The following is a 24,343-nucleotide window of genomic DNA, read 5'->3' as shown; positions in this document are numbered from 1 at the left end:
TTAATGCGGTTAACGAAGAAGCGAACGCGGTTAGCAATTCTCCAGCCTCGGTTAACGCGCGGCAAGGATGATGAAAGCCATGAAGAACCGCGGGCCGCTTCGGCCGGCGGCCGAAACCGGGAGATCCATCATGTCGCTCAGCCGCCGCGCCTTCCTCAAGTCCTCCGCCGCCATCGCCGTCGCCGCGGGCGGTCTCAAGCTTTTCGGCCTCAACGAGGTGTTCGCCGCCGACACCGTGCTGATCCCGCATGCCTCGCACTACGGTCCCTTCAAGGCGGTGGTGAAGAATGGGGTGCTGATCGGCGTGCAGCCGCTGCCGGGCTTCGACCCCATGCCGACGCAGATGCTGCTCGAAGGTGTGCTCAGCCGCACCTACCATCCCACCCGCGTGCAGTACCCGATGGTGCGCCGCTCCTACCTCGCCAATCCGCGCGGCGACGTCAAGGCGCACCTGCGCGGCAAGGAACCGTTCGTGCGCGTGTCCTGGGAAGATGCACTCGCCCTGGTGGCCGACGCCAGCCTGCGCACCATCGAGCAGCACGGCAACGACGCCGTGTTCAGCGCGTCCTACGGCGGCTGGTCGCATGCCGGCGTGCTGCGCCCGCAGGTGCTGCAGGGGCGGCTGTTCGGCCTCATCGGCGGCCACAGCGTGACCACCGGCGACTACTCCGGCGGCGCCTCGCAGGTCAGCCTGCCGCACATCATCGGCGACATGGAGGTGTATTCGCCGCAGACCTCCTGGGAAGTGATCCGCGACCACACCGAGGTCTTCGTGCTCGTGGGTTGCGACCCGTGGAAGAACAACCGCATCGAATACACGGTGGCCGACCACCAGATGTATTCGCGCTGGGAGGCGATCCGCGATGCCGGCGTGAAGTTCGTGTCGATCAACCCGCAGCGCACCACCACCGACGAGGCCATGCGCGCCGAGTGGGTGAAGATCGTTCCCAACACCGACACCGCGCTGTTCCTGGCCATGTGCTGGCACGTCTACACCACCGGCAAGTACGACAAGGCCTACCTGGACAAGTACACCGTGGGCTTCGAGAAATTCCTGCCCTACCTGCTCGGCAAGGACGCCGACGGCACGCCGCCCAAGACCCCGGAATGGGCGGCGAAGATCACCGGCATCCCGGCGGCGAAGATCGTCGAGATGGCCGACCTGTTCGCCAGCAAGCGCACCGAGTTCGCCGGCGCCTGGTCGCTGCAGCGCGCCCACCACGGCGAGATGACGCACTGGGCCATCATCGCCTTCGCCGCCATGACCGGAAAGATCGGCAAGCCGGGCGAGGGCGTGGGCTTCTCCTGGCACTACGGTGGTGGCGGCATGCCGGTGTCGGGCAAGCGCGGCGCGGTCGGCATCCCGCAAGGACGCAACCCGGCCAAGGGGCGCTGCCCGGCCTCGCGCATCTCGGAGATGCTGCTCAACCCCGGCAAGCCCTACACCCGCGACGGCGCGAACTTCACCTTCCCCGACGTGCACATGATCTACAACGCCGGCAACAACTTCGTCCATCACCAGCAGAACACCAACGAGCTGATCGAGGCGATGGCGAAGAAGGTGCACACCGTGGTGAACCAGGACCCGTGGTGGTGCGCGTCCTCGCGCTACGCCGACATCGTGCTGCCGGCCACCAGCCACCTCGAGCGCGACGACATCAGCACGGGCGGCACCTACAGCAACGACAAGATCTGGGCGATGCGCCAGGTGATCCAGCCCTATGGCGAGAGCCTGGACGACTTCGAGATTTTCCGCCGCCTCGCCGAGCTGTTCGGCGTCGAGTACGGCTTCACCGAGGGCCTGACGGTGATGGACATCGTCAGGAAGAGCTACGCCAACACCGACGCCACGATCCCCTTCGAGGCGTTCTGGGAAACCGGCGTCGCCGAGATGGAAGTGCCCGCCGCCGCCCGCCGCTGGGTGCGCCATGGCGACTTCTATGCCGATCCGGTCAAGAACCCGCTGCACACCGCCACCGGCAAGATCGGCCTGTACGTCGAAGCCTTCGAGCGCTTCGGCACCAAGGAATGCCCGCCGATCCCGAAGTACCTCGAGCCGGCCGAATTCCTCGGCAATGCCAAGCCGGGACAGGTGCATGTGGTGAGCCCGCACCCCTACATGCGGGTGCACTCGCAGATGGCCAACGCCGAATGCGCGAAGCACCTCAACATCCAGGGCCGCGAGTTCGCGCTGGTCAGCGAGGAGGACGCGCGCGAACGCGGCGTCAAGGACGGCGACCTGATCGAGGTGTACAACGACCGCGGCGCGGTCATCGTCGGCGCCCGGGTGTCGTCCAACATCATGAAGGGCGTGATCAGCATCTACGAAGGCGCCTGGTTGTCGAAGGACAGCAAGGGCCGCTGCAACAGCGGCGCGATCAACGTGCTCACCACCAGCGTGGCGGCGAGCGACCTCAGCCAGGCCACCAGCGCCAATACCTGCCTGGCCTACTTCCGCAAATGCACCGACGCCGAAGGCCCCAACCGCGCCTACGAGCCGCCGGTGGTCGAGACCACGACCGGGCGTGTGGAGGCCGCCGCGCTCGCCCTGACCGAGCGCGCCCAAGAGGCCAAGGCCGCCGCCACCGCCGGTCTGACGCCGGGCGAGAAGCTGTTCTACGAACGCTGCACGCTCTGCCATGTGCCGCGCGAGCCGGGTGACTACACCGTCAAGCAGTGGCACGGCATCACCGAGAGCATGTTCCCGCGCGCCGGGCTGAGCGATGAGGAACGCGCCCTGGTACTCGACTTCCTGGAGCGGAACGCCAAGCCGATGTAAGCCTTCCGGAACGCGTTCGCGCGCCGACCGGGCCTCAGGGCCGGGTCGGCGCGATCTCGTACACGGGAACGAAACCGGCGGGCGGCAGCATCCACTGCGCCGGGAAGCGCGCCAGCGAGGCGCGGTCGACGAGCTCCACGGCCGGCCCCACGTAGGGCTCGATCGCCAGCCCCTCCAGCGCCAGCAGGGCCTGGCGCACCGCCAGCCGCCCCTGCAGCACGGGAAAGTCGGTCACCGCGGCGAGGATGCGGCCGCGCATGATCCCGCCATGTACGCCCGGCGTGAGGTAGGAGGCGACGATGGCGGTGGCGTCCTCGCGCCCGCGGCGCTGCAGTTCGGCGATCGCGGCCTCGGCCATTGGCGCGTTGCCCACCAGGTAATCGAGCTGCGGCTGCGCGTCGAGCACGGTCTCCACCAGCCGGCGCTGGATTGCGCGGCCGGTGTCGCCGTGGCGCTCGATGACGATCTCGACCGCACTGCCCGTGATCGCGTCACGGAAGCCACGGTCGATGAAGCCGACCCAGTCCGCGTCGGCCGGTCCGGGCAGCCAGGCGATGCGGGCCCGCGGGCCGCCGCCCGGATGGCGCCCGGCCAGCCAGCGGCCGACCGCCCAGCCGAGCTGATACCACGGCACCCCGATGCGCGCGCGCACCACCTGCGGGTCGATGTCGTTGACCAGGCCGAGCACGAGCGTGCGACCGAGCTGGGGGGCGAGCAGGTCGTTGAGCCCGCTGCGGCTCACGGTGCCGATCAGCAGCGCATCGTTGGCGGCATCCCGCAGGCAGTCCGTTACCCGCTCGCGCTGGCGCGCGAGCTGGCCATAGCCGCCGGCCTCGCGCACCCCGAGCCCGACGCCGAGCGCGCGCGCCTCCTCGGTCATGCCGAAATTGACCGCCAGCCAGTAGCTGTCCTTGAGATGTGGATAGACCGCGCACAGCATCCAGCGCTGCGTCGGGGAGGGCAGTGAATGGCCTGCCGGTCGGGCGTCGGCGCGGGGCTCGGCGCGGTGATCGCCCTCCCAGCGCTCCAGCGGCCACTCGGGGGCGGCCGGCGTAGCGCCCTGCGCCGCGCTTGCGGCCAGCGCGGTGGCGAGTGCGCACATGCGCAGCCCCCGCCGGGCGCACCACCGGTAAGATGAAACCCGGCGCATCATGGTCCTCCACCGCTGCACACGCATGCCCCACTCAATCCAGAACCCGACCGCCCAATCTTACGTGAATCGCCCGCGCGCACGCCGGTTCGGTCTGCGCGAGCGCCTGCTGCTCGGGCTGCTCGTAGCTGCGATCGGTACGGTGCTGGTGGCGGCCGTGGGCTGGCTGAGCTTCCAGCGCGTGGTGGGCAGTCAGCAGGCCATCGTGCGCGAGACGCTGCCGGCTGCCGACGCCTTGCACGAGGCCGTCCGCGCCAACGCACGTCTGGCCGCGCTGGCACCACGGCTGGTGCGCGCCGACTCGGCCGCCGAACTCGAGCTGTTGCGCGCCGCGCTCGGTGCCGACGTGCCGCTCGTGCGCGACCGCCTTGCCGCGCTGCGCTCGCCCCACGTCGAAGCCGAGCTGCGCACTCGTCTGCAGACGACCGGCGACCAGCTCGCCACCGGCCTCGAGTCCATGAGCCACACCATCGCCGAGCGCCTGCTGCTGCGTGCCGAGCGCATGGAGCGCGTCCGCGCATTGCGCGCCGGAATCGACGAACTCGACGAACTCGCCCGCATCCACGCCGACAACGCCACTGCGCAGCTCGTCTCGACCCTGACCACGCTGCTGCAGCCGGGCGCGGCCGAACCCGGCCTGCCCGCGCAGGTGCGCGAGGCCGCGCGCGATCGTGTGCTGGACCTCGATGTCGATGCGCTCGAACGCATGCACGAACTCAATCTCACCGTGCATGCGCTGGCTTTCCTGATCGACCGCCTCGACGAGCTCGAGTCGGTGTCGCGGCTGCAGGGGGCACGCGCCGAGTTCGGCGACCATCTTGTGCTGCTCGGGCGGCGGCTCGCCGATATCGCCGACCCGGGCGGGCGGGAGCAGGGTCTGCAGGCGCACAGGCTGCTGTCGTCGGCACTGGAAGACGAAGGGGCCTTCGCGCTGCGCGCGCGCGAGATCGCGCTGCGGGGGCAGCTTGATGCCCTGCAGAACGCGGTCGGCGAGCTCACCACCGAGCTCGACGCCCTCGCCGGCGAGCTCATCCACCGCGGCGGCCGCATCCTCGCCGCTGCCGGCTCGGCCGCCGAACGCAGCGCCACCTCGGGGCTGATCGCCTTCGGCGTGATCGCCGCCGCGCTCCTTCTCGTCACCGTGCTGGTCGGCATCCACGTGCTGCGTCGGCACACGCTCGGCCGCCTGCTCGCGCTCGAGGAGGCCACCCTCGCGCTCGCTGCGGGACAGCGCGAAGTCCGCATCGACACGACCGGAGACGACGAGCTCGCCTCGCTCGCGCGCGCGCTCGAGCGCTTCCGCAACGATGCGATCGAGCGCGACCGCCTCGCCGCGGCGCTCAGGCGGCAGCAGCAGGAGCTCGAGAGCGAGGTCCTCGCCCGCACCGCGCAGCTGCGCGAAGCCAATGCCGCGCTCGCGCGCGAGACCGCCGATCACGCCCGTGCGCGGCAGGTTGCCGAGGGCGCCGACCGCGCGAAGACGGCTTTTCTCGGCACCGTCAGCCACGAGTTGCGCACGCCGCTCTCGGGCATCCTCGGCCTGCTCGAGCTCGTGGAGGAGTCCACGACCGCCGCCGAGCGCACCCAGTACCAGGCGCAGATGCGCGCTGCGGCGCTGCTGCTGCTCGAACTGCTCGAGGACATGCTCGACTTCGCCCGCATCGAGGCCGGCGGCGTGCAGCTCGACAGCATGACGTTCAGCCTGCGCGACACGGTCAATGACGTGTTCGCGGTGCAGGGCACGCGGGCCGCGGCACGGGGGTTGGCGCTCGTCGCCGAGGTCGATCCGGCGGTGCCGGACGCAGTGCAAGGCGACCGCCGCAAGCTCAGCCAGATCCTGCTCAATCTGGTCGGCAATGCGATCAAGTTCAGCGACGAGGGCGCGGTGACGGTGCATGTGCGATGCGGCGTCGGGCCGGACGTGCTGCACTTCGCGGTCGAGGACCACGGCATCGGCATCGAGCCCGCCCGCCAGCAGGAGGTGTTCGAGCCCTTCGTCCAGGTGCGCGACAGCGGCCGCCATCACGCCGGCACCGGGCTCGGGCTCGCGGTGTGCCGGCGCCTGGTCGAGGCGATGGGTGGCCGCATCGCGCTCGTGAGCGCGCCGGGGCAGGGCACGACGGTCGCCTTCGATCTGCGCCTGCCCGCGGTCGCGGCACCTGCCGCCGGCGATGCATCCACCGCGGCCGATCCGGGCGCGAATGGACTCGCGCGCGGTCACCGGGTGCTCGTGGTCGAGGACGACGAGGTCAACCGCATGGTGGTGGAGCGCTTCCTGGACGCCCTCGGCCAGCAGGCCGTCAGCGCGCCCGACATCCAGAACGCCTTGCGCCTGCTCGAGGCGCGGCCGGTGGAGCTCGCCCTGGTCGACATGAACCTGCCCGACGGCGACGGCCGCGAACTGCTCACGCGCATGCGCATGCTGCCGCAGCATGCGCGTACCCCGGCCGTGCTGATGTCCGCCCACATCCCGCGGCGCGAGGTCGATGCGCTGCTCGAGTCCGGGTTTGCGGCCTTCCTGTCCAAGCCTTTCTCACGGGCAAAGCTGGGTGCGGTGCTGGCGGCGCTGCTCGGCGAGGGCCTTGGCAAGGACATGAGCGGGGGCGGCCCTCCGGAAGACGGGCGGACGGATGTCGGCGCGCAGGTCGCGGCAATCCCGGCGCGCATGGAGGCCGAGGGCCGAACACCGCCGATTGCCGATGCGAACGAATGGGTCGATGTCGCCTTCCTGCGCGAGGAGGAGGTGGCGCTCGGCACCGAAGTGGTCGACGACATCGTGCGCATCTTCCGCACCCAGGGCGACCCGCTCGTCGCCGCGCTGCTCGCTGCGGCGAACGAGGCGGACACGGCGCGCTGCGCCAGGCTCGCACACAAGCTGCGCGGCGCGGCGGTGAGCGTCGGCGCGGTGCGCCTGGGCGCGGAGGCCGCGGCGCTCGAACAGGACGTCCTGAGGGGAGGCGTGGAGAGCCTGCTCGTCGCACGCGTCGAGGCGCTGGCGGGGACCTGGGTCGCGACCCTCGTGGCGCTCGAGGGTGCGCGCGCCATCGCCCGCGGCGTGTCCGCGCCCGAATCCGACCGCTAGCCGGACACGCGCTCGGCGTCCACCGCGAGCCGGTAACCCTCGCCGCGCACCGTGGCGATCAGCGATTCCGCGCGCTCGGGCGCGTCGAGCTTGGCGCGCAGCCTGCGCACAAGCACATCCACCGAGCGATCCTCGGGCGACCAGTCGTGCCCGCTGACGGCGCGCGAGAGGCGGTCGCGGTTGATGACCTCGCCGGCGTGGCGCACGAGCATCGCCAGCAACTCGAACTCGCCGCGCGTCAGCACCACCTCGCGCCCGAGCGGGTCGCTGAGCCGGCGCCGCGGCAGATTGAGCGTCCACCCGGCGAAGGCGAAAAGATCCTCGTCGCCGCCCGGCCTTGCGCCCGTCGTCCGCCGCAGCAGGCTCTTGACGCGGGCGAGCAGCTCGCGCGGATTGAAGGGCTTGGTGACGTAGTCGTCGGCGCCGACCTCGAGCCCGACGATCTTGTCGACATCGTCGCTGCGGCTGGTGACCAGGATGATGCCGATCGACGGATTGCGCGCCCGCAACTCGCGCGCGAGCGACAGGCCATCCTGTCCCGGAAGATTGATGTCGAGGAGCACGAGCTCGGCCTCGCCCTTGCCGATCTGCCGCCAGAAGCTCTCGCCATCCTCGGCGAGCAGCACGCGATAGCCTTCCTTGCTGAAGTAGGCCTTCATGCGTGCCTGGGCGACGAGATCGTCGTCGACGACGAGCAATGCGGCAGCGTTCTGGTCGGGGTTGGGCAACATCTGGCAGGCTGAGGGATCGACAGGCGGCAATCTTACGGCCAATGGACGCGTGCGCGCCCGGAAATATCCTTCCCGAGCATGGCGTTTCGAACCAACGGCTTGCGTCGGCCCGGGTGAGGTTTCATCCGATTCGTTAGTCATCAGCAGGTCTTCAAGCTCGCCTCCGCCGGGGCCCAGATTGTGGAAATCAGGCGGCAGCCGGCGCGGCCGCTTGATCAACCTCCGTTTCGTGGGGCGGTTCAGATGTTCGACGTCAGGACGTCGGACCGCCCAGAATTGCGGCAGGTCAAGGACGATCGCCACGGTTCGGGGCTACCGTGGAAGCCTTGCATCGTGCGGCTGAATGCTTGTTTACCCAACTGCAACTGGTTTCTGCCCGTTGTACGCGATGAGGCTTTGGCCGAAAGGAAGCCCGAAAGCGTGGATATCTCTGGAAGCGACTTCGAAGACTTGTTCCTGAAATCCGGTCTTACGCTGGCCGAATACGATCGGCTTGTGCGAATGGTCCATGAGGGCACGTCTGATCCGACACCATGGAGCGGGTTCCTTAGTGTCCTTCGCGACAGGCTGGATGCCAACTACGTGACGATGATCCTGCGCCCGCCGTCGCCCGAGCACCCCTGGCAGGTGGTTTTTGCCGGTGAGGCAAAGCCGGAGATCGCAGAGACCTACAACAGTTTCTTCTACGCCGTCGACCCGTTCGTCAATCTGCCGGTGGGGCAGGTAATGACAGTCGAGGAAGTGGTGAATGAAGAGGAGTGGCTGCGCAGCGCAATCTACAAGGAGTTCCTGTCGCCGCTGACGATCCGCTACTACCTGGGCGCTGACCTGGGGGATGGTGGCGATCCTTGTTGCCGATTGCGCGTTAGCCGTGCAGAACGGAGCCAGAATTTCGGTGATGCCGAGCGTGCGATCTGTCAGGTCCTGCTACCCCATATTCGCTGCGCGGTCAGGCTGCGTAATCAGATCGATGTGACCGAGGCGGAACGCCAACTGTACGCCGGGACGCTCGAACGGCTCGCCGTGGGGGCGGTGATCCTCGACAGGTGCGGGCACATACTGCGCAGCAATAATGCGGCGATGGAGATCCTGCATCAGCGCGATGGTCTAAGCGTGATCAACGGTCGCCTCCATGCCGCATTCGGCGCCGAGAACAGAGAACTGCAGGGCATGATCGAGCATGCAATCAGTGGCGAGACGACTCCGCGGCCTCACCTTGTCTCGGGCATGTCCCTGACGCGACCGTCCGGGCGCCCGAACCTTGGGGTCGTGATCAAGGCTGCGCCAATGACCGAGTGGTCCGACTCTGCTGAAAGCCCAGCCGTGGTGGTGATCATCCGCGATGCGGAGCAGAAGTCGCAGGCATCCCAGTCCGTGCTCCAGCGACTTTACGGACTGACTCCCGCTGAGTCCACCCTCGCCCTCCAGTTGCTCGGAGGAATGACTGTTGACGAGGCTTCCGAGCAGTTGTGTATCAGCCGTAATACCGCGCGATGCCAACTGCGTGCGATCTTTGCAAAGACGGGTGTGACGCGGCAGACGGAGCTGGTACGCCTGCTGCTCAGCGGGGTCGCGCCGCTGGCCTGAGGGTGGCTCTGGCAAGGGCGCCCGGGCCGAGTCCGGCGGCGGCCGCGCTCGCCGGATTCTCGACGCTCAGACTGCGCGAATGCGTGCCATCAGAGCCTGCGCGATCTCGGAAGGAGAGCCCGTGATGAACTCGCAGTTGCCTTGAACCTGCGGTACGACCTGTCGTTGCAACTCGATCTGCGGCGTAAGCGTGGCCGGATCAACGCCGAGGCTGTCTATCGGAACGACTTCAGCGACCATTTTGCGGGCAGCCATCTTTGCCTTGGCAGTCGGGAAGCGCGGGGCGCCGAGTTCGTTGCTGACCGTGACGACTGCCGGCAGCTTTCCACGCACGACCTCATCGCCTTCCGGGGTTGCGCGCGTGACGGTCAGTTGACCGTCAGCGAAGTTGACATCGCGCGCGAGTGTGGTCACTGCATGGCCAAGGGTTTCCGCGAGCGCGAGCGGCACTACGCCCTGATCGTCGTCGGACGCCTGGCGTCCGCAGAGCACAAGGTCGGCCCCGCCAGTGTTCTGGATCCAGGCAGCGAGCACTTTCGCGATGCCGCTGGTATCCGATGCAATCCCTCCCGGGTCGATGGCAACAATCTCGTCGGCGCCGAGTGCCGCGCATTGCTTGAGCATCGCGGTCGCGTCGCTGCCGATGGTGAGCGCCACGATGCGGCAGTCCACGCCCGCGTCGCGCAGACGCAGGGCGGCCTCGAGCGCTTGTTCGTCATAGCCGTTGATCAGCCGGGGGATGGCGGCGACGTCCGGGTGACGACCGTCGGCGCTCATCCTGAGGCCGCCTGCCAGGGCGTAGTTGTTGACCGCAGCCGGGTCCAGCACTTCCTTCACGCAAACCACGATTCGCATTGTTTACTCCGTTCTGCAGGATTGTTCGATCGTCCGCCCGGGGTCGGAGACCGGGTACAGGCTGTCGGCGTCGCACCAGACTGCTTCATGGGCGAAGCCCTCGGGTTTGCGTGTGAGCGAGCCGAGCAGGTACCAGCGCCAGGGATAGGGGCCGTAGTCCCGGTAATGTCCGGTCAGGCGGCCGGTAAAGGATTGCCGCCCGGCGAAGTGGGTGCCTTCGATCGGGCGGCCCCCGTCGCATTCGGCCTCGAGGTCGCGAAGTGCCGGTTCGAACCCGGCACTGAAGGGCGACTCAGGCTGAGAATCGGTCGAAGACATCGAGTGCCTCCTCGACGATGTCGGAAAGGATCTGCCGGGCGGGCTTCATCTCCTTGACGTAGTGGATGCCCTGGCCGGCGGCCTCGGTCATCAGGTCCTTGCGCTGATAGTCCAGCGAGCCCTGAATGTAGTTCGACGACAGGATCATCTGCAGCGGTGGCTTGAGCACTGCGGGTGCGGCGTCGCTCATCCACTCGTCGTGCCACGGGCAGCGCGTGGTGCGCATGGTGTAGCCCGAGATGCAGTTCGAGTACATGGTGTCCTCGGTCTCGGCCTCGAGCAGACGCTCCTTGAGGGGCATGTTGACGTCCGATTCGCGCGAGGTCAGCCACAGCGAGCCCGTCCACACGCCGTCGGCGCCGAGCGCGAGCGCTGCAGCGAGGTGGCGACCGGTGGTGACGCCGCCCGCGGCGATCACCGGGACGCCCGTGCCACGCGCCGCATCTACCACTTGCGGGACGATGGAGAAGGTGCCGATATTGCCGGTGTGGCCTGCGGCATCGTAGCCCTGGGCAATGATGACGTCGGTGCCGGCCTCGATCTGGCGCTTGGCCTGCCGTGGCTTGCCGACCAGGCCCCACACCTGCATGCCCAGCTCGTGCGCGCGCTTGAGCAAAAAGGCCGGCGATCCCAGGCCGGAGGCAAACACCGGCACGCGCTCGTCGAAGATGACCTCGAGCTGGTCGAGCGCACGCTTCTGGTCCAGCCCGCCCCAGTGGTGAATGTCCGGCGCCACCTTGGGATCGGGGACGTTGTACTTGCGCTTGATCTGCTGCTCGAAATCGCGTTGCTCCTGCGGAATCATCGCCATCAGTTCGTCGACGGTCTTCTCCTCGGGCACCGAGGAGGGCAGAACGAGGTCGATGCCGAATGGCTTGCCGCCGATGCGCTCGCGGATCCACTTGATGTCGGCGGCGATCTGGTCCGGGGTGTGCAGGGCCTCGCCCAGCACGGCGAAACCACCGGCGTTTATCACTGCGACGGCGACGTCCTTGCAGTGTGTGAAGGCGACGACGGGATACTCGATGCCGAGCTTGTCGCAGAGCGGGGTATGAAGGGGACTGTCCATGTGTCATTGCCTCCGGATGCTGTTTCGATGCGTGGGGCGCACCGGATGTCGTGCGCCCTTCCTGTCGAATCGATTTTATGCAGCCACCTCGTGCCCGCTCCGCGCTTGCGGTATCGAATGTGGCCGCTCATGTTTCATTGCATGACGCGCTGCGCACGATCAGCCGAGGGCACCCTTTTCGCGCAGTTCGGCGATCCGGGTGGCGTCATAGCCGAGGACCTTGTTCAGCACGGCTTCGGTGTGTTCTCCAACGGTCGGCGCGCGTTCGGGGGCAACCTCGGGCTCGCCGATGAACTTGACCGGAAAGCCGAGCATGTCGGCGCCGTGCCGCTCCTGCGGCAGCACGTGGAAACGGTCCTTGAACTGGGGGTCGTCCACGATGTTCGCCGGCGTGTTGACGGGGGCGATCGGCGTGTTGAACTCGACACCGAAGTCGAGCCATTCCCGGGTCTTGCGCGAGCGGAAGATGTCGCGCAGGATGGCCTGGAGTTCGCGATTGCCGCGCGCGTGGTCGGCGTATTTCGAGCCCGGCCATTTCTCGAAAAGATCGATGCGGCCGACGCCGGCGCAGAAGTTCTTCCAGAATGCCTGCTCGGAGGCCATGAACAGCACGTGGCCGTCGGCGCTGTCATAGAGCTGATAGCGGACGCCTTCCTTCATGCCCGCCGTGGCGACGGGACGGCGCACGTAGTTGTCGGCCTTGTTGCCGGTGACCACGTCCTCGGGGCGGGCGTAGGCCATGTGGCTCTCGCTGCGGTACCAGTCGAAAGCGGCAGCCGCGTCGCTCTGCGCGAGCTCCATGAAGCAGCCTTCGCCGGTCTCGCGCGCACGGATGACGCCCGCGAGGACGGCCAGCCCGCCGAAAAGCGGCGCTGCGTTGATGCCGATGCCGATGTGCTCGGGGATGTAGCAGAAGCCCTCCTCGTCATAGGCCGGCTTCACGATGCCGCTCCAGGTGTCATAGGCGATCCCGTGCGAGGGCATGTCCTTGTAGGGGCCGGTCATACCGTAGCCGGATACGGTGCAGAACACGATCTTCGGGTTGATCTTGCGCAGGTCGTCGTAGCCGAGTCCGTAGCGGGCCAGTGCCCCCGGCTTGGATGCCTCGATGACGACGTCGGCACCGCGCACCAGCTCGCGATAGATCCCGCGGGCGACCTCGACCTTGAGGTCGAGCGTAATGCTCTTCTTGCCGCGATTGAGGTGGTAGTGCATTAGCGAGACCCCCTCGATGATCGGCCAAGTCATCTCGCGGATGTAGTCGCCGGTTGGGGATTCGACCTTGATCACGTCGGCGCCCAGGTCGGCCAGTGCGGTGGTGATTGCGGCAGGGCCGAGAATGGAACTCTCGATCACGCGAAGGCTGGAAAGAGGAGGAGGTGGCTGCATGCTCGTGTCTCGTGCTCGTTTGCGGAATAGGGTGAGGCTGCCTGGGGTGTCGGATCAGGTAGTGCGCGACATGGCTGGTCCGAGGCACGGGCGGAAGGTGCAGCCCCAGAGCCAAGATAGAAAAAAACCGTGAGGGGCGGGATCGCCGCAAAGGTCTGATTCGGCCTATTCGGGCTCAATTCAGGTCAGGGTGCCGGAGAGGCGTTGATGAGCGCGCTTTGCATCGAACAGAATTCGCTCATCGATAGCGGCGGCCGGAGATTTCGGTTCCGGAAGGGTGCTTGGCACGTTCGCTGTCTTTCCAACCCTGGATCGTTCGAGGAGCTGAAATGGCTACGTTGAAAGCAGGTTCGCGACTGAAAAGTGCGGTGTGCGATACCGAGGTGATGGTGGTTCGAGCGGCTGCGGACGATATCCGCCTCGAATGCGGTGGCGCCGAGATGCTTGCGATGACCGCAGAGAAGTCGGCGGGTCTGGCCCCGGAGGCTGCGCTTGCCCAGGGCACGTTGGTGGGCAAGCGCTACACCGATGAAGCGGAGCGTTTCGAGTTCCTGTGCACCAAGGGTGGGAAGGGTAGCCTGTCGATTGACGGCGGTGAGCTCGTGGTCAAGCAGGCGAAGGCCCTGCCGTCCTCGGACTGAGGCCATGAACGTGCTGATGACGCTGGAGATGGCGGCGGAATGCCATCCGGAACGGGTTGCAGTGACCTGTGGTGAGCGCTCGATACGCTATGCCGAGATGCTTGAAGCTGCGCGTCGCGCCGGTGCGAAGATCCGTGGGAGCGGTTGTCGTCACGTCGGCTTCCTGGACATCAACAGCATTGCCGCGCCGGTCGCGCTGTACGCTGCGGCGTGCGCCGGGCTTCCGTACGTGCCGATGAACTACCGGCTGACAAAGCCGGAGATCCAGGCGCTGCTGGCCCGGATCGCTCCGGCCTGGCTGATTGCCGACCCGGCCCTGCTCGAAGGCGTGGAGATTCCGCCAGGATTCATCGTGGTCGACCGCGAGACCTTCCTCCGCGAGGCGTTCGATGCGGGCGTGCCGGCAGACGACGCTGTCCCCGCAGAGCCGGATGCGGTCGCAGTGCAGCTGTTCACCAGTGGCACGACGGGTGCGCCCAAGGCGGCCGTCCTGCGCCACGAAAATCTGATGAGCTACATCCTCGGTACCGTGCAATTCGGTGCGGCACAGGATGACGATGCCACGCTCGTCGCGGTGCCGCCGTATCACATCGCCGGAATTTCGGCGATCCTGAGCTCAACGTATGCCTGCCGTCGCATGGTGCAGTTGCCTAATTTCGATGGCGAGGCCTGGCTCGACACCTGTCAGCGCGAGAAGGTGACGAATGCCTTCGTCGTCCCCACGATGCTTGCGCGCGTGATCGAGTACATCGACACCAGCGGGGGAGATGCGGCGCTGCCGAGCCTGCGCGCGCTTGCTTATGGTGGCGGCAAGATGCCTGCGCCGGTGATCGAGCGTGCCATGCAGCTCTGGCCCGGGGTCGATTTCACCAATGCCTATGGCCTCACCGAGACGAGCTCGACCATCGCACTGCTCGACCCCGACGGCCACCGCGAAGGCTTCTTCAGCGTCGACCCCGAGGTCCGGAAGCGCCTGCATTCGGTCGGCCGCCCGATCGGCACGGTCGAGATCGAGATCCGCGATTGCGACGGCAAGGCCTTGCCGGTGGGAGAGGTGGGAGACGTCTTCGTGCGCGGTGGGCAGGTATCCGGTGAGTACCTGGGCATCGGCAGCCTGCTTGACGGGGACGGCTGGTTCCCGACGCGGGACCGTGGCTATGTGGACAAGTACGGTTTTCTCTACCTCGATGGTCGGGCCGACGACGTGATCGTGCGCGGTGGTGAGAACATCTCGCCGGGAGAGATCGAGGATGTGCTGCGTCAGCATCCGGCGATCGCCGATGTGGCCGTGGTTGCAGTTCCCGATACGGAATGGGGCGAGACCGTCGGCGCGGCGGTGGTCATCAATCGCGGTACGGATGTCAGCGAGGCCGAACTGCGCGACTGGGTGCGTGCGCGCCTGCGCTCCTCGCGCGTGCCTGCCGTGATCAGCTTCCGTAAGCAACTGCCCTACAACGAGATGGGCAAGATCCTGCGCAGGGTGCTGCGCGACGAGCTCTCGCTCCCGACCTGAAGGCGGGTGCGAACATGGATGCCGGACGTGCAGTGCCCTCCAACTCGACGGCGGGGATGCTTCTGTCCGGCCGCGGCTTCATCCTTGCGGGGGAGGGGTGTGAGACCCGTTACGCCGCGCATCTGCTTGCGGCGCTCGGTGCGGATGTCCGCATCGAATCTGGACCGGCAGACCTTCATCCGGCGCTGGCCTGGGTGTGCAGTGGGCTGATGTGGATTACCGGGAACCCCTCACGACCCGGCAGGATGCTGCCCGCCCCGGTTGGGGCATGTGCCAACGCTGTGCTGAGGGCGCTCGCGGCACTCGGTGTCAAGTTGCCACCCGCGTGGCAGCAGGCGGACGTCATGCTTGTGCACCGTGCCGCACTGCTCGGCCTGCGCCGGCAGGGGCGCCACTCTCCCGGCGGTAGCTGCCGTCTGCTGCAGGCCGCAGACGGCATGCTGGCCGTCAATCTGGCGCGCGCCGAGGATTGGGAGCTGGTACCCGCATGGATGGAGGGGCGTGAGATTGCGGACTGGGCGCAGCTCGCCACGGCCCTTGGTGCCCATACGGTGGAGGCGGCGCTTGGGCGTGCGCGGCTGCTCGGCTTGCCGGCGGCCGACGCGAATGCGTTGCCGCGGGACGGTGTCCCTTGGTGTCGTGTGCAGAACTTCGGTGAGCGCGTTGAGCCTGCGCGAAGTGGACGCGTACCCCGGGTGGTCGACCTCTCTTCACTCTGGGCGGGGCCGCTCTGCGCGCAGATACTGCACCAGCTCGGTGCCAGCGTGATCAAGGTCGAGAGCACGCTCCGCCCCGACGGCGCCCGCGCCGGCAACCCGGACTTCTTCGATCTGCTCAATTCGGGCAAGACCTGCGTGGCGATCGATTTCACGTCCGCCCAGGGGGTGGCTCGGCTGCGCCGACTGATCGAGACGGCCGACATCGTCATCGAGGCCTCCCGGCCGCGCGCACTGCGCCAGCTTGGCATCGACGCCGAGCGCATGCTCGCCGAGAATCCTGGCCTGAGCTGGGTCAGTATCACCGGCCATGGTCGCGAGGAACCCGAGGCGAACTGGGTCGCCTTTGGTGACGACGCCGGCGTGGGGGGCGGATTGTCTGCGGTGCTTGCGCAAGCCACCGGAGAATGGGCGTTCTGCGGGGATGCAATCGCCGATCCGCTGACGGGGCTGCATGCCGCGCTTGCGGCCTGGTGCGCACATGCCGCCGGGGGTGGAAGCCTGGTCTCGCTCGCCATGCGCGATGTGGTGGAGTGCTGCGCAGCCTGGGAACAGTGGCGCGGTGTGGATGCGCTTCAGGCGCGCATGCGGCGCTGGCATGCGCTGGCGTCCGCATGCGGACTGCTTGGCTGCAGGCCGCAGCGGCCCATTGTGGGCGGCGTTGCGCGCACGCATGGTGCCGACAACGCAGCCCTGGACGAGTTGCTCGCATGCTGATCGTCAATGCGAACACGCCCGAGCACGCGCAGGTCGCTCTCCGTATCTACGGTGCGCACATCGTCGCGCTTGCGCCGGACCTTACTGTCGAGCCGGGCGAGAGCGTGTTCGATGCTGCGGGTGGCGCGGTGTTGCCTGGCCTGCACGATCATCACCTGCATCTACTCGCCTACGCCGCAGCGATCGACTCGGTGCATTGCGGACCGCCGCAGCTCGATTGCGCGCAAGCGCTTGCTGCGACGCTCACCAGATGCGCCGGAGGTTCCAACGGCTGGATCCGTGGCGTTGGCTATCACGAGTCGGTGGCGGGCGATATCGACCGATGCTGGCTGGATCGTGTCGTGCCCGGACGCCCGGCTCGCATCCAGCATCGCAGCGGTCAACTCTGGATCTTCAACTCTCTTGGCCTGCAATGCCTCGGGGTCGATGAGAGGGGTGGGGAAGATCCGTTCGAGCGCGTCGAGGGCAGACTGACCGGGCGCATCTACAGCGCGGATGCCTGGCTGCGGGAGCGGCTCGGCGGGTCCATGCCGGCGCTGGGGGAAGCCAGCCTGCGGCTTGCCCGCTTCGGCATCACTGGCGTGACCGAGGCGAGCCCTGGAAACGGCCTCGCCGAGTTTCGCCATTTTGCTGCCGAACGTGAGGCAGGGCGTCTGAAACAGAATGTGCTGATGATGGGTAGCGAGGCGCTCGACCCGTCTTGGACGATGCCCGGTCTCTCCGTAGGCGCAACAAAGATCCATCTGCGCGAAGCGGCTCTGCCCTCGTTCGACGCATTGTGCGAGCGGATCGAGCGCAGCCACGGCGTGGGCCGTCCGGTGGCCGTTCATTGCGTGACGCTCGTCGAGCTCTTGCTAGCGGTAGCGGCGCTGCAGGCAGCAGGCGTGCAGGCCGGCGACCGCCTGGAGCATGCGGCCCTAGCGACTGCGGAGGCGGTCGAACTGATCCGCGAGGCGAGCCTGCACGTCGTCACGCAGCCGAATTTCATTTTCGAACGCGGCGACACCTACCTCGCCTCGCTGTCGACAACTGAGCTGGAAGGGATCTACCGTGCAGGAAGCTTCGCTGCTGCGGGGATTCCTTTAGGTGCCGGATCCGATGCGCCGTACGGGGATCCCGATCCTTGGCAGGCGTTGGCCGCGGCGCTGGAGCGGCGGACACGCGCGGGACATCTGCTGGGCGCCACCGAGCGGCTCGGGCCCGCCTCGGTGCTCGATCTTTACTGCTCGGACCCGCTACGACCGGGTCTCACCCGTCGCAGGCTGGCGGTCGGTAGTGTCGCCGATCTGTGCGTGCTTGACCGGCCCTTAAAGCAGGTGTTCGAGGACGCCGCCGCGGTCGAGGTTCGTCTGACGGTTGGCGCCGGACGCGTCATCCATTACGCGTAAGCTGCTAGGGTGTAGCTGCCGGCCTGATCTCGTCGACAAGACCCCATTCGAGCGCCGTGGTCGCATTGATGCGACGTGCAGAGAGTGCCAGGTAAGCGGTTCGCTGCCTGCCGATCCGGCGCGGGATGCTGACGCAGCCGCCAGCGCCGGGTATCAGCCCGAAGTGGATCTCCGGGAGTTGGAAGAAGCTACCCGGACTGGCGCTCAGGTGGTTGGCGAACGCAGGCAACTCGATGCCCGATCCGATGCATGCGCCGTGCACATGGAACCGAGTGGTCGCATTGCTGCGCAGCAGGGTGGCTGCGGGCAGGCGCAGGCTACGCACCGCGTGTGCGTTGGCGGGGTCGACGGCAGTGCCAAACTCATCGAGTGCGCCTCCGGTGGAGAAGCAAGCGCCGACCCCGCTCACCTCGATGGTACTGACGCTGTCGTCCGTGCTCGCTAGCTCGAATGCTTCGACCAATGCGTCGCGCATCTCCAAGGTCATAGCGTTGCGGCTGGAGGGGCGATTCAGCCTGATCTCAATCGTCCCGTTGTGGCGTTCAATGCAGACCGGAGGGCCGTTGTCGGTCGGAATCCGGCTCGGCTCAGGTGGATGGGACTCGGACCATCGGCGAAACTCCGCCCCCGACTGCAGCGTGGCATATGCGAGTGACTCCACCGTGAGCGCCTGCGCGGCGGGCATTCTCTCGGTCAGCCGCAGGACCTGAACGAGCGTCGTCGCTGTGATCGGTGCCTTCGCGATGTTGTCCAGCAGCGTGCCCAGCCCCTTGTCGTCAGGGAGGACGAGATCACAGGTTGCGCCGAGTGCATGCCGGCCAGCGCTCGCGTTACCGACGCCGATCACTGGACCAGCCTGCGTCGCAACCCACTGGTGCAGGCGTGGAGGCAACTCCGTACCTTCGGCCTTGCTGCTGCCGTCAAGCTCGATGAGCAGGCAGAAGGGACCGTTCAGTGGTGAAAGCGCGCTCGAGTAGGCTGACTCGAAGGCGAGTTCTCCGAGCCTGCTCGCCGTGATCGTGGCACAGCCAGAGGTCGAGAACATCGAGCCTGCTCCGCTGGTGAGTTGCTCATGCCGATCTGGTCCGCCTCAGGCACGCCCGAAGAGGCGGCGGAAAAAGCCCGCAATGCGATCAATCATGACCTTGAAGACGACCGCCGCCACGTTGATCGAGTCCTCCTTCGCGGCTCGCAGCGGGGGAGCGGTGGCCGTGGTCGGCGCTTCCGATGCACCGGTGCCGGCCTCCGTCGGCACCTTGGTTGCGGCCTCGCCGGGCACCTCGAGGAGGTTGCGCACATTGCCCACGTATTTCTTGATGATCTGCGCCGAGACCCCTTCGATCATGCCGCGACCGACCTGAACGATCTTGCCGGTAAGGTCGATGCTCGACTCGCACTCGACGCGCGTGGTAACGCCTGACGGCAGCGATTCGAGCCGGGTGAGAATCGTGCCGCTCACGGTTCCTCCCCCGCGCTCGTTGCCGGCGGCGAGCATCTTGACCGCATAGGCAGCCTCGTCGCGTTCGGCGTAGGTGATCGTGCCTTGGTACTGGGCGCTCACGGCACCGATCTTGAGCTTGACCGCACCGATGAACTGGTTCGCGTCGACGATTTCCTTCAGGCTGGCTCCGGGCATGCAAGCCACCACGTTTTCTGGATCGTTGATGAAGGCCCACACCTTGTCGATCGGCGCGGCCACCTCGAAACATTCCTTGATCTCAAGGGCCATGGTGACCTCCTCTTCCTCAAATCAGTGTCGGGAGCACGTTAACGGAGGGGGGGGGTGATCCGCATCATTCAGATGAATGACGGAACACGTTTCAGCGGGCGCGAGGATTCGGCGCATGGCTCATGTGCCGATGCCCTGCTCTCGAACGGTACTATGCGCCGCACCGTCCTGTGATGCTGGTCGGGCACGGCGCTCGGGACGCAAATCGGCTGCATTGAAGAGGCGCTCGCCCCGAGCGCGCAGTTTGGAGTGTGCGAGCCGGAGTATCTCGGCCGGCTCGCCTCCTTCGAGCGCGCAAGCGTAGCCAAGGTGGCTGATAGCGGACACAAACCTTCGCCATGACGAGCCGGAATCGGTTGTAGCCTAGCTGGTGGCCCATTTTCAGCGCTAGGCGCATGCCTAATCCCTATTGGTGATGCCCGCGGGCCCGGGACTGCGCAGAATCGTCTGTGCATCGGGGCTACGGCAACCCCGACATGACCGCTTGTGGCTTCTCGCATGGAACATTTATCGAGGCTGAACGGGCAGAGTGTGCATTGAAGATGCCACACCGAAGCCGCACCGCCATCACCAAGGGAGCATTCCGATGAAATTCGTCCTTCAGCTCGGCTTCGCCAGCTATCGCCACTACATGGATATTGCCCGCGAGGCCGAAAGGGCGGGATGGGATAGCCTTTCCATGCCCGACAGCCTGTTCTACCCCAAGGCGACCGAATCCGACTATCCGTATGCGGACACGGAAGCGATCCGTGGCTACCTGGAGCAGTCGGAGTTCATCGAACCGTTCGTGGCGATGGCATCCATGGCGGCGGTCACCACGCGCCTGCGTTTCTATCCGGGGGTGCTCAAGGTCCCGGTCCGTCAACCCCTCATCCTGGCCAAGTCGCTTACCTCTCTTGCGGTGATGTCGGGCGGACGGATCAGCCTGGGTGCAGGCCTCAGCCCCTGGAAGGAGGATTTCGTCTACAACGGGGTCAACTTCGACAAGCGTGGCGAGATCATGGACGAGTGCATCGAGATCCTGCGTGCTGCCATGGGCGGCGATTTTTTCGAGTATCACGGCAGGCATTTCGAGTTCGGTCCGCTGCGCATGCGCCCTGTACCCGAGCACCCGGTGCCGATCCTGATCGGCGGGCACAGCAAGCCGGCGCTCCGTCGCGCCGCGCGCCTCGGTGACGGCTGGGCCTCGGCGAATACCGACGTTGAAACCCTGAGATCGCTGGTTTCGCAGCTCAATGGCTTCCGTGCCGAGTATGGATCGCTCGATCGGACTGACTACGAGATCCACGGTATCGATTTCAGTGCGAGGACGCTGGACGATTTCCGCCGCCTGCGCGACCTTGGCCTGACACACGCCGGACTGGTCCCGTGGGATATGAAATGCGGTCCCAACGACAAGCTCGCCCAACTCGATGCCATTCGTCGCTTTGGCGACGAGGTCATCGGCCGAATGGACTGAGTTGTGAGCCCGGGCCGGTCAGACCGGCTCGAGCTTGCAGAGGCGCAGGCTGGGCTGGCCTTCGAGCGCACGGGCGTCCGCCCCTCGGGTGAGGACGTCGGTGTGCAGCGGTCCATTGCGCAGGCGGGCATGTCCGCCATGACGACCCTGCATCAGGGCCTGGATCTCGGCGCTGATGGCCAGTGCGACCTCCGCGGGAGTCTCGGCGCCGATGTCCAGCCCGACTGGGCCGAAGATGCTGTCCCGCATCGCATCATCGATGCGCGTTCCACGTGCCGCCGCTTCCTCGATCAGGCGCTGGGCGCGGTGCTGCGGCCCGAGCATCCCGAAAAAGCGCGGCCGAACCGGCGCCAGTGCGCAAAACGCCTCGACGTCGCGCAAAAAGTTGTGCGACATCAACAGAACGACGCTGTCGCCATTGGGGTGCAGGGTGGCCACCGCGTCACGTGCCGAGCCGATATGGACGGCGTCCGCCGCGACGAATTGCTCGCGCACACCGAACCCGCCGGTGGCAGCAACCACCTGCATGCGCCAGCCGAGCGCATTGCCGAAGGAAACCAGCGGCACCACGTCTTGGCCGGCCCCGAATATCAAGACCTGAAGCGGCGGCGTGAAGACCTCGATGAAGGCCGAGATGTTGCCGTGACCGGTCTGTTCGGACCAGTCTCCGCCGTAACCTCGCTCGAGGGCCTGCGCAACGGCGCTGCCGAGCGCAGCGGCGAGCCGATCCGATGCGATCCCGGAACTTTGGGGCGTCTCGCCCTCGATCATCGACACGCGCGCGCCGAGTTGTGCGTTCGCTCCGTCCTGGCACGCATACACGGTGGCGATCGCTCCACGGCGGCGGTGGGCGAGGCAGGCTCGCTGGACACGCATCAGGTGCAGGACATTCTCGTTGGCGGGCTCGATCAGGACGAGCACCGCACCGTTACAGCCGAGCGCGAAACCTTCGGCGAGGTCCTCGTCCAGCGAATCGTAAAGCCTCAGGGCGGGCATGCCGCGGGTGAGGACCTTGCTCGCCTGTCGGGTCACGTCGCGCTCGAGGCAGCCGCCGCTCACCTGCCCCGTCCGCCGACCGGTCTCGGTGATCAGCATGCGTGCGCCGGGACGGCGGTAGGTCGAGCCGCGGACTGCAACCACGCTGGCGAGCGCGACGGCTTCGCCTTGGCCGCGCGCATCGTCAAAGGCGTTCGTGATCAGCTGGCGCTCGTTCATGTTCGTTCACCCCGCGTGTGGAGCCCCACTCTCGCACACGCCGGCGATCGGCCGCATCACCTCTATGCATTAACAGCGGGTGCGCGAAGGGGCGGCCACAGATTCCGAACTTCGCGCTGGATCGGGTCCGTGAATGAATCCCAACAGGCCGCGGGGGAATTTAACTCGATCAGGTGATGCGGCGTCCGCCCGGGTTTGATCAAATGCGGCCACATCGACGCGGACGGTCGGGTGATGGTCCTGCAGTCGTCTGCCGGAGGGGAACATGAAAGACCTGAAGCCCAAGAGCAAGATCGATTTCTATCTCGAGCGCATGCAATACCGCGGGTTCACTGCCGAGCAGGTGCTTGAAGGCACCGGACTGAAGGCCGATCGCCTGGATGATCCGCACGGTCGCCCGAGGCCGCCCCAGTATCGCCAGATCATCCTCAACATGCTCGCGCTCACCGGTGATCCGCATCTGGGAATCAGCCTCGGGCAGGAGTTCAAGATCAGCGATCTGGGCATCCTCGGCTATGCCGCGCTCAGTGCGCCGACTCTGAAGGCGTCGCGCGAACTTTATGACCGCTATCGTGACTTGAATGAGCAGCATATTTTCGCCTCGAGGAACTACATCGCCAACGGGCGGTGGTTCTCCGAGATTCAGGACGTTCACCGCATGACCGATGTGCTCCGCTTTGGGATCGAGGAATTCGTCAGTCAGACCATCGAGCTTGCCTCGTCGCTGACGAACCGCCCCTTCCCGGTGCTGGAACTCCACCTGACCTATCCGCAGCCGGCCGACATCTCGCGCTACGTTCGGCGCTTCAATTGCCCCATCTACTTCAATCAGCCGCGGAACGTGGTCGTTTTCGACATCAACCGCCTGCAGGATCCGATCAGCCTCGCCAACGAGGAGGTGTTCAAGCTGTGCGCACGCAACTGCGAACTGCTCGCCGCCAAGAATCGGGACAAGACGGTGCTTGCGGAATCGATTCGCAACTACCTCATGAACAATCCAGGCAATTTCCCGACCCTCGACGAGATGGCCCGGCAACTGAAGATGGGGGCACGCACACTGCGCCGCCGCCTCGTCGAGGAAGACATGAGCTACCAGCAGATCCTCGACCAGACCCGCCAGGATCTTGCCGTCCAGTATCTGAAACACACCATGCTCACGCCCAAGGAAATCGGTTTCCTGCTTGGCTACAGCAGCGTCAGCAACTTCAGGCGGGCATTCAAGGGCTGGACAGGCAGGACGCTATCGGACGTGCGCGGGCTGGAAACCTGATTTGCCGGATTTCCGGAGCTGTGTCTGCGACCTCCGAAGGGTGTCCCGAATTGGCATCGCAAAGGCCGCATCCGAAATTCCGGCTTCGGGAGGGGGGCGAATCCGCTTCACTAGACTGAGCGCTGGGGTCATTCTTTATTGAAACTGGCTGGAGAGCGGAATCATGTCAACGCACGATCGGGAAAAGATGGTGAAGCCGGACTTCATGTCCGACGCGGATTGGGAGGGGCTGAAGGGGGCAACGGCCTCGCTGGATCGTATACGCGGAGATGCGAAAGCCGATGTCGAGCGCTATCTCGCCAACCCGGATGGGTGGTCGACCGGTGAGGGCTCGCCGTCTGGTCTGCCCACCTTGCTGCTCACCATGATCGGTCGCAAATCCGGAGAGAAGCGGACCACCCCGCTGGTTTTCCTGCAGGACGGCGAGAACATGGTCGTTGTCGCGTCGCTGGCCGGTTACGACGAGCCTCCGGCCTGGTATCTCAACGTGAAGGCTAATCCGGAATGCTGGGTGCAATGCGATCGGAAGCGCATGACGGCGACGGCTCACGATGCGACCCAGGAAGAGCGTGACGTGCTCTGGCCGCGGCTGAATGCACTTTTCCCGACCTGGGGCTATTTCCAGTCGCAGACCGACCGGCCTTTCGGGATTGTGATCCTGACTCCGACCGGACCCGCTTGAGAGCTGGCCTGGGGGCACGGAGGCGTCGTCTTCCGTGCCGGTTAAACCGGAGG

General features: G+C 66.4%; 19 protein-coding genes. 10 read left to right on the top strand and 9 right to left on the bottom strand.

Annotated elements, in window-relative coordinates:
* Window positions 1-130 precede the first annotated feature (130 nt).
* Window positions 131-2,779, top strand: coding sequence for a molybdopterin-dependent oxidoreductase (locus AAG895_RS10730; RefSeq protein WP_345792009.1), 2,649 nt, complete (start codon window positions 131-133; stop codon window positions 2,777-2,779).
* 34 nt (window positions 2,780-2,813) lie between these two features.
* On the opposite strand, the gene torT is transcribed toward AAG895_RS10730, so the two are convergent.
* Window positions 2,814-3,881, bottom strand: a complete 1,068-nt coding sequence (torT, locus tag AAG895_RS10725) for a TMAO reductase system periplasmic protein TorT (RefSeq protein ID WP_345792008.1) — start codon at window positions 3,879-3,881, stop codon at window positions 2,814-2,816.
* Window positions 3,882-3,954: 73 nt separating this feature from the next.
* Here torT and AAG895_RS10720 point away from each other — a divergent pair, with 73 nt between their 5' ends.
* Entirely contained in the window at window positions 3,955-7,011 is a 3,057-nt protein-coding gene (locus AAG895_RS10720) for an ATP-binding protein (RefSeq protein WP_345792007.1), read from the top strand.
* Here AAG895_RS10720 and AAG895_RS10715 read toward each other — a convergent pair.
* Entirely contained in the window at window positions 7,008-7,742 is a 735-nt protein-coding gene (locus tag AAG895_RS10715) for a response regulator (RefSeq protein WP_345792006.1), read from the bottom strand. The genes AAG895_RS10720 and AAG895_RS10715 overlap by 4 nt on opposite strands.
* 243 nt (window positions 7,743-7,985) lie before the next feature.
* Between AAG895_RS10715 and AAG895_RS10710 the strand changes: the two genes are divergently transcribed.
* Window positions 7,986-9,329, top strand: a complete 1,344-nt coding sequence (locus AAG895_RS10710; protein ID WP_345792005.1) for a helix-turn-helix transcriptional regulator — start codon at window positions 7,986-7,988, stop codon at window positions 9,327-9,329.
* Between the two features lie 66 nt (window positions 9,330-9,395).
* On the opposite strand, the gene AAG895_RS10705 is transcribed toward AAG895_RS10710, so the two are convergent.
* From AAG895_RS10705 to AAG895_RS10690, 4 genes are all read right to left on the bottom strand, one after another.
* On the bottom strand, window positions 9,396-10,184 hold the full coding sequence (locus AAG895_RS10705) for a hypothetical protein (RefSeq protein ID WP_345792004.1): 789 nt from the start codon (window positions 10,182-10,184) through the stop codon (window positions 9,396-9,398).
* 3 nt (window positions 10,185-10,187) lie between these two features.
* Window positions 10,188-10,502: a hypothetical protein gene (locus tag AAG895_RS10700; protein ID WP_345792003.1), complete on the bottom strand. Its 315-nt coding sequence runs from the start codon at window positions 10,500-10,502 to the stop codon at window positions 10,188-10,190.
* Entirely contained in the window at window positions 10,477-11,571 is a 1,095-nt protein-coding gene (locus tag AAG895_RS10695; RefSeq protein ID WP_345792002.1) for a nitronate monooxygenase, read from the bottom strand. Before AAG895_RS10695 ends, AAG895_RS10700 begins: the two co-directional genes overlap by 26 nt.
* Before the next feature lie 159 nt (window positions 11,572-11,730).
* Window positions 11,731-12,960, bottom strand: coding sequence for a CoA transferase (locus AAG895_RS10690; protein ID WP_345792001.1), 1,230 nt, complete (start codon window positions 12,958-12,960; stop codon window positions 11,731-11,733).
* A gap of 329 nt (window positions 12,961-13,289) precedes the next feature.
* Here AAG895_RS10690 and AAG895_RS10685 point away from each other — a divergent pair, with 329 nt between their 5' ends.
* From AAG895_RS10685 to AAG895_RS10670, 4 genes are read left to right on the top strand one after another with little or no spacing between them, the layout of a single operon-like run.
* Window positions 13,290-13,601 carry a hypothetical protein gene (locus tag AAG895_RS10685; protein ID WP_345792000.1) on the top strand — a complete coding sequence of 104 codons (312 nt, stop codon included), beginning with the start codon at window positions 13,290-13,292 and terminating at the stop codon, window positions 13,599-13,601.
* Between the two features lie 4 nt (window positions 13,602-13,605).
* On the top strand, window positions 13,606-15,114 hold the full coding sequence (locus AAG895_RS10680) for a class I adenylate-forming enzyme family protein (RefSeq protein ID WP_345791999.1): 1,509 nt from the start codon (window positions 13,606-13,608) through the stop codon (window positions 15,112-15,114).
* A gap of 14 nt (window positions 15,115-15,128) precedes the next feature.
* Window positions 15,129-16,547: a CoA transferase gene (locus AAG895_RS10675; protein WP_345791998.1), complete on the top strand. Its 1,419-nt coding sequence runs from the start codon at window positions 15,129-15,131 to the stop codon at window positions 16,545-16,547.
* Window positions 16,541-17,935: an amidohydrolase family protein gene (locus tag AAG895_RS10670; RefSeq protein ID WP_345791997.1), complete on the top strand. Its 1,395-nt coding sequence runs from the start codon at window positions 16,541-16,543 to the stop codon at window positions 17,933-17,935. The genes AAG895_RS10675 and AAG895_RS10670 overlap by 7 nt, the downstream gene beginning before the upstream one ends.
* Before the next feature lie 4 nt (window positions 17,936-17,939).
* Here AAG895_RS10670 and AAG895_RS10665 read toward each other — a convergent pair whose 3' ends face one another.
* Both AAG895_RS10665 and AAG895_RS10660 read right to left on the bottom strand, forming a co-directional pair.
* The gene (locus tag AAG895_RS10665) at window positions 17,940-18,980 is read right to left on the bottom strand and encodes an enoyl-CoA hydratase/isomerase family protein (RefSeq protein ID WP_345791996.1); all 1,041 of its coding nucleotides are present in this window, start codon (window positions 18,978-18,980) and stop codon (window positions 17,940-17,942) included.
* Window positions 18,981-19,025: 45 nt separating this feature from the next.
* Entirely contained in the window at window positions 19,026-19,664 is a 639-nt protein-coding gene (locus tag AAG895_RS10660; RefSeq protein WP_345791995.1) for an SRPBCC family protein, read from the bottom strand.
* A 586-nt stretch (window positions 19,665-20,250) separates the two neighbouring features.
* On the opposite strand from AAG895_RS10660, the gene AAG895_RS10655 reads away from it, so the two are divergent.
* Entirely contained in the window at window positions 20,251-21,123 is an 873-nt protein-coding gene (locus tag AAG895_RS10655) for a TIGR03619 family F420-dependent LLM class oxidoreductase (RefSeq protein ID WP_345791994.1), read from the top strand.
* Window positions 21,124-21,141: 18 nt separating this feature from the next.
* Here the strand turns inward: AAG895_RS10655 and AAG895_RS10650 are convergent, their stop codons facing one another.
* Window positions 21,142-22,338 (bottom strand): XdhC family protein, encoded by a 1,197-nt coding sequence (locus AAG895_RS10650; protein ID WP_345791993.1) that lies wholly within the window; start codon window positions 22,336-22,338, stop codon window positions 21,142-21,144.
* Window positions 22,339-22,603: 265 nt separating this feature from the next.
* Here AAG895_RS10650 and AAG895_RS10645 point away from each other — a divergent pair, with 265 nt between their 5' ends.
* Together AAG895_RS10645 and AAG895_RS10640 are read left to right on the top strand one after the other, a co-directional pair.
* Window positions 22,604-23,608, top strand: coding sequence for an AraC family transcriptional regulator (locus tag AAG895_RS10645; RefSeq protein ID WP_345791992.1), 1,005 nt, complete (start codon window positions 22,604-22,606; stop codon window positions 23,606-23,608).
* 163 nt (window positions 23,609-23,771) lie between these two features.
* Window positions 23,772-24,290 carry a nitroreductase family deazaflavin-dependent oxidoreductase gene (locus AAG895_RS10640; RefSeq protein ID WP_345791991.1) on the top strand — a complete coding sequence of 173 codons (519 nt, stop codon included), beginning with the start codon at window positions 23,772-23,774 and terminating at the stop codon, window positions 24,288-24,290.
* Window positions 24,291-24,343: the final 53 nt, after the last annotated feature.

Source organism: Thauera sp. JM12B12 (assembly GCF_039614725.1).
In the GTDB taxonomy this organism is placed as follows: Bacteria; Pseudomonadota; Gammaproteobacteria; order Burkholderiales; family Rhodocyclaceae; genus Thauera.
The sequence above is the reverse complement of the archived record's forward strand: the minus strand, read 5'-3'. Positions and strand labels throughout refer to the sequence as shown.

Excerpts from the sequence above, each read along its gene's own strand:
- AAG895_RS10730 (WP_345792009.1), top strand. The coding sequence starts at position 131 with ATGTCGCTCAGCCGCCGCGCCTTCCTCAAGTCCTCCGCCGCCATCGCC.
- torT (WP_345792008.1), bottom strand. The coding sequence starts at position 3,881 with ATGTGCGCACTCGCCACCGCGCTGGCCGCAAGCGCGGCGCAGGGCGCT.
- AAG895_RS10720 (WP_345792007.1), top strand. The coding sequence starts at position 3,955 with ATGCCCCACTCAATCCAGAACCCGACCGCCCAATCTTACGTGAATCGC.
- AAG895_RS10715 (WP_345792006.1), bottom strand. The coding sequence starts at position 7,742 with ATGTTGCCCAACCCCGACCAGAACGCTGCCGCATTGCTCGTCGTCGAC.
- AAG895_RS10710 (WP_345792005.1), top strand. The coding sequence starts at position 7,986 with ATGTTCGACGTCAGGACGTCGGACCGCCCAGAATTGCGGCAGGTCAAG.
- AAG895_RS10705 (WP_345792004.1), bottom strand. The coding sequence starts at position 10,184 with ATGCGAATCGTGGTTTGCGTGAAGGAAGTGCTGGACCCGGCTGCGGTC.
- AAG895_RS10700 (WP_345792003.1), bottom strand. The coding sequence starts at position 10,502 with ATGTCTTCGACCGATTCTCAGCCTGAGTCGCCCTTCAGTGCCGGGTTC.
- AAG895_RS10695 (WP_345792002.1), bottom strand. The coding sequence starts at position 11,571 with ATGGACAGTCCCCTTCATACCCCGCTCTGCGACAAGCTCGGCATCGAG.
- AAG895_RS10690 (WP_345792001.1), bottom strand. The coding sequence starts at position 12,960 with ATGCAGCCACCTCCTCCTCTTTCCAGCCTTCGCGTGATCGAGAGTTCC.
- AAG895_RS10685 (WP_345792000.1), top strand. The coding sequence starts at position 13,290 with ATGGCTACGTTGAAAGCAGGTTCGCGACTGAAAAGTGCGGTGTGCGAT.
- AAG895_RS10680 (WP_345791999.1), top strand. The coding sequence starts at position 13,606 with ATGAACGTGCTGATGACGCTGGAGATGGCGGCGGAATGCCATCCGGAA.
- AAG895_RS10675 (WP_345791998.1), top strand. The coding sequence starts at position 15,129 with ATGGATGCCGGACGTGCAGTGCCCTCCAACTCGACGGCGGGGATGCTT.
- AAG895_RS10670 (WP_345791997.1), top strand. The coding sequence starts at position 16,541 with ATGCTGATCGTCAATGCGAACACGCCCGAGCACGCGCAGGTCGCTCTC.
- AAG895_RS10665 (WP_345791996.1), bottom strand. The coding sequence starts at position 18,980 with ATGTTCTCGACCTCTGGCTGTGCCACGATCACGGCGAGCAGGCTCGGA.
- AAG895_RS10660 (WP_345791995.1), bottom strand. The coding sequence starts at position 19,664 with ATGGCCCTTGAGATCAAGGAATGTTTCGAGGTGGCCGCGCCGATCGAC.
- AAG895_RS10655 (WP_345791994.1), top strand. The coding sequence starts at position 20,251 with ATGAAATTCGTCCTTCAGCTCGGCTTCGCCAGCTATCGCCACTACATG.
- AAG895_RS10650 (WP_345791993.1), bottom strand. The coding sequence starts at position 22,338 with ATGAACGAGCGCCAGCTGATCACGAACGCCTTTGACGATGCGCGCGGC.
- AAG895_RS10645 (WP_345791992.1), top strand. The coding sequence starts at position 22,604 with ATGAAAGACCTGAAGCCCAAGAGCAAGATCGATTTCTATCTCGAGCGC.
- AAG895_RS10640 (WP_345791991.1), top strand. The coding sequence starts at position 23,772 with ATGTCAACGCACGATCGGGAAAAGATGGTGAAGCCGGACTTCATGTCC.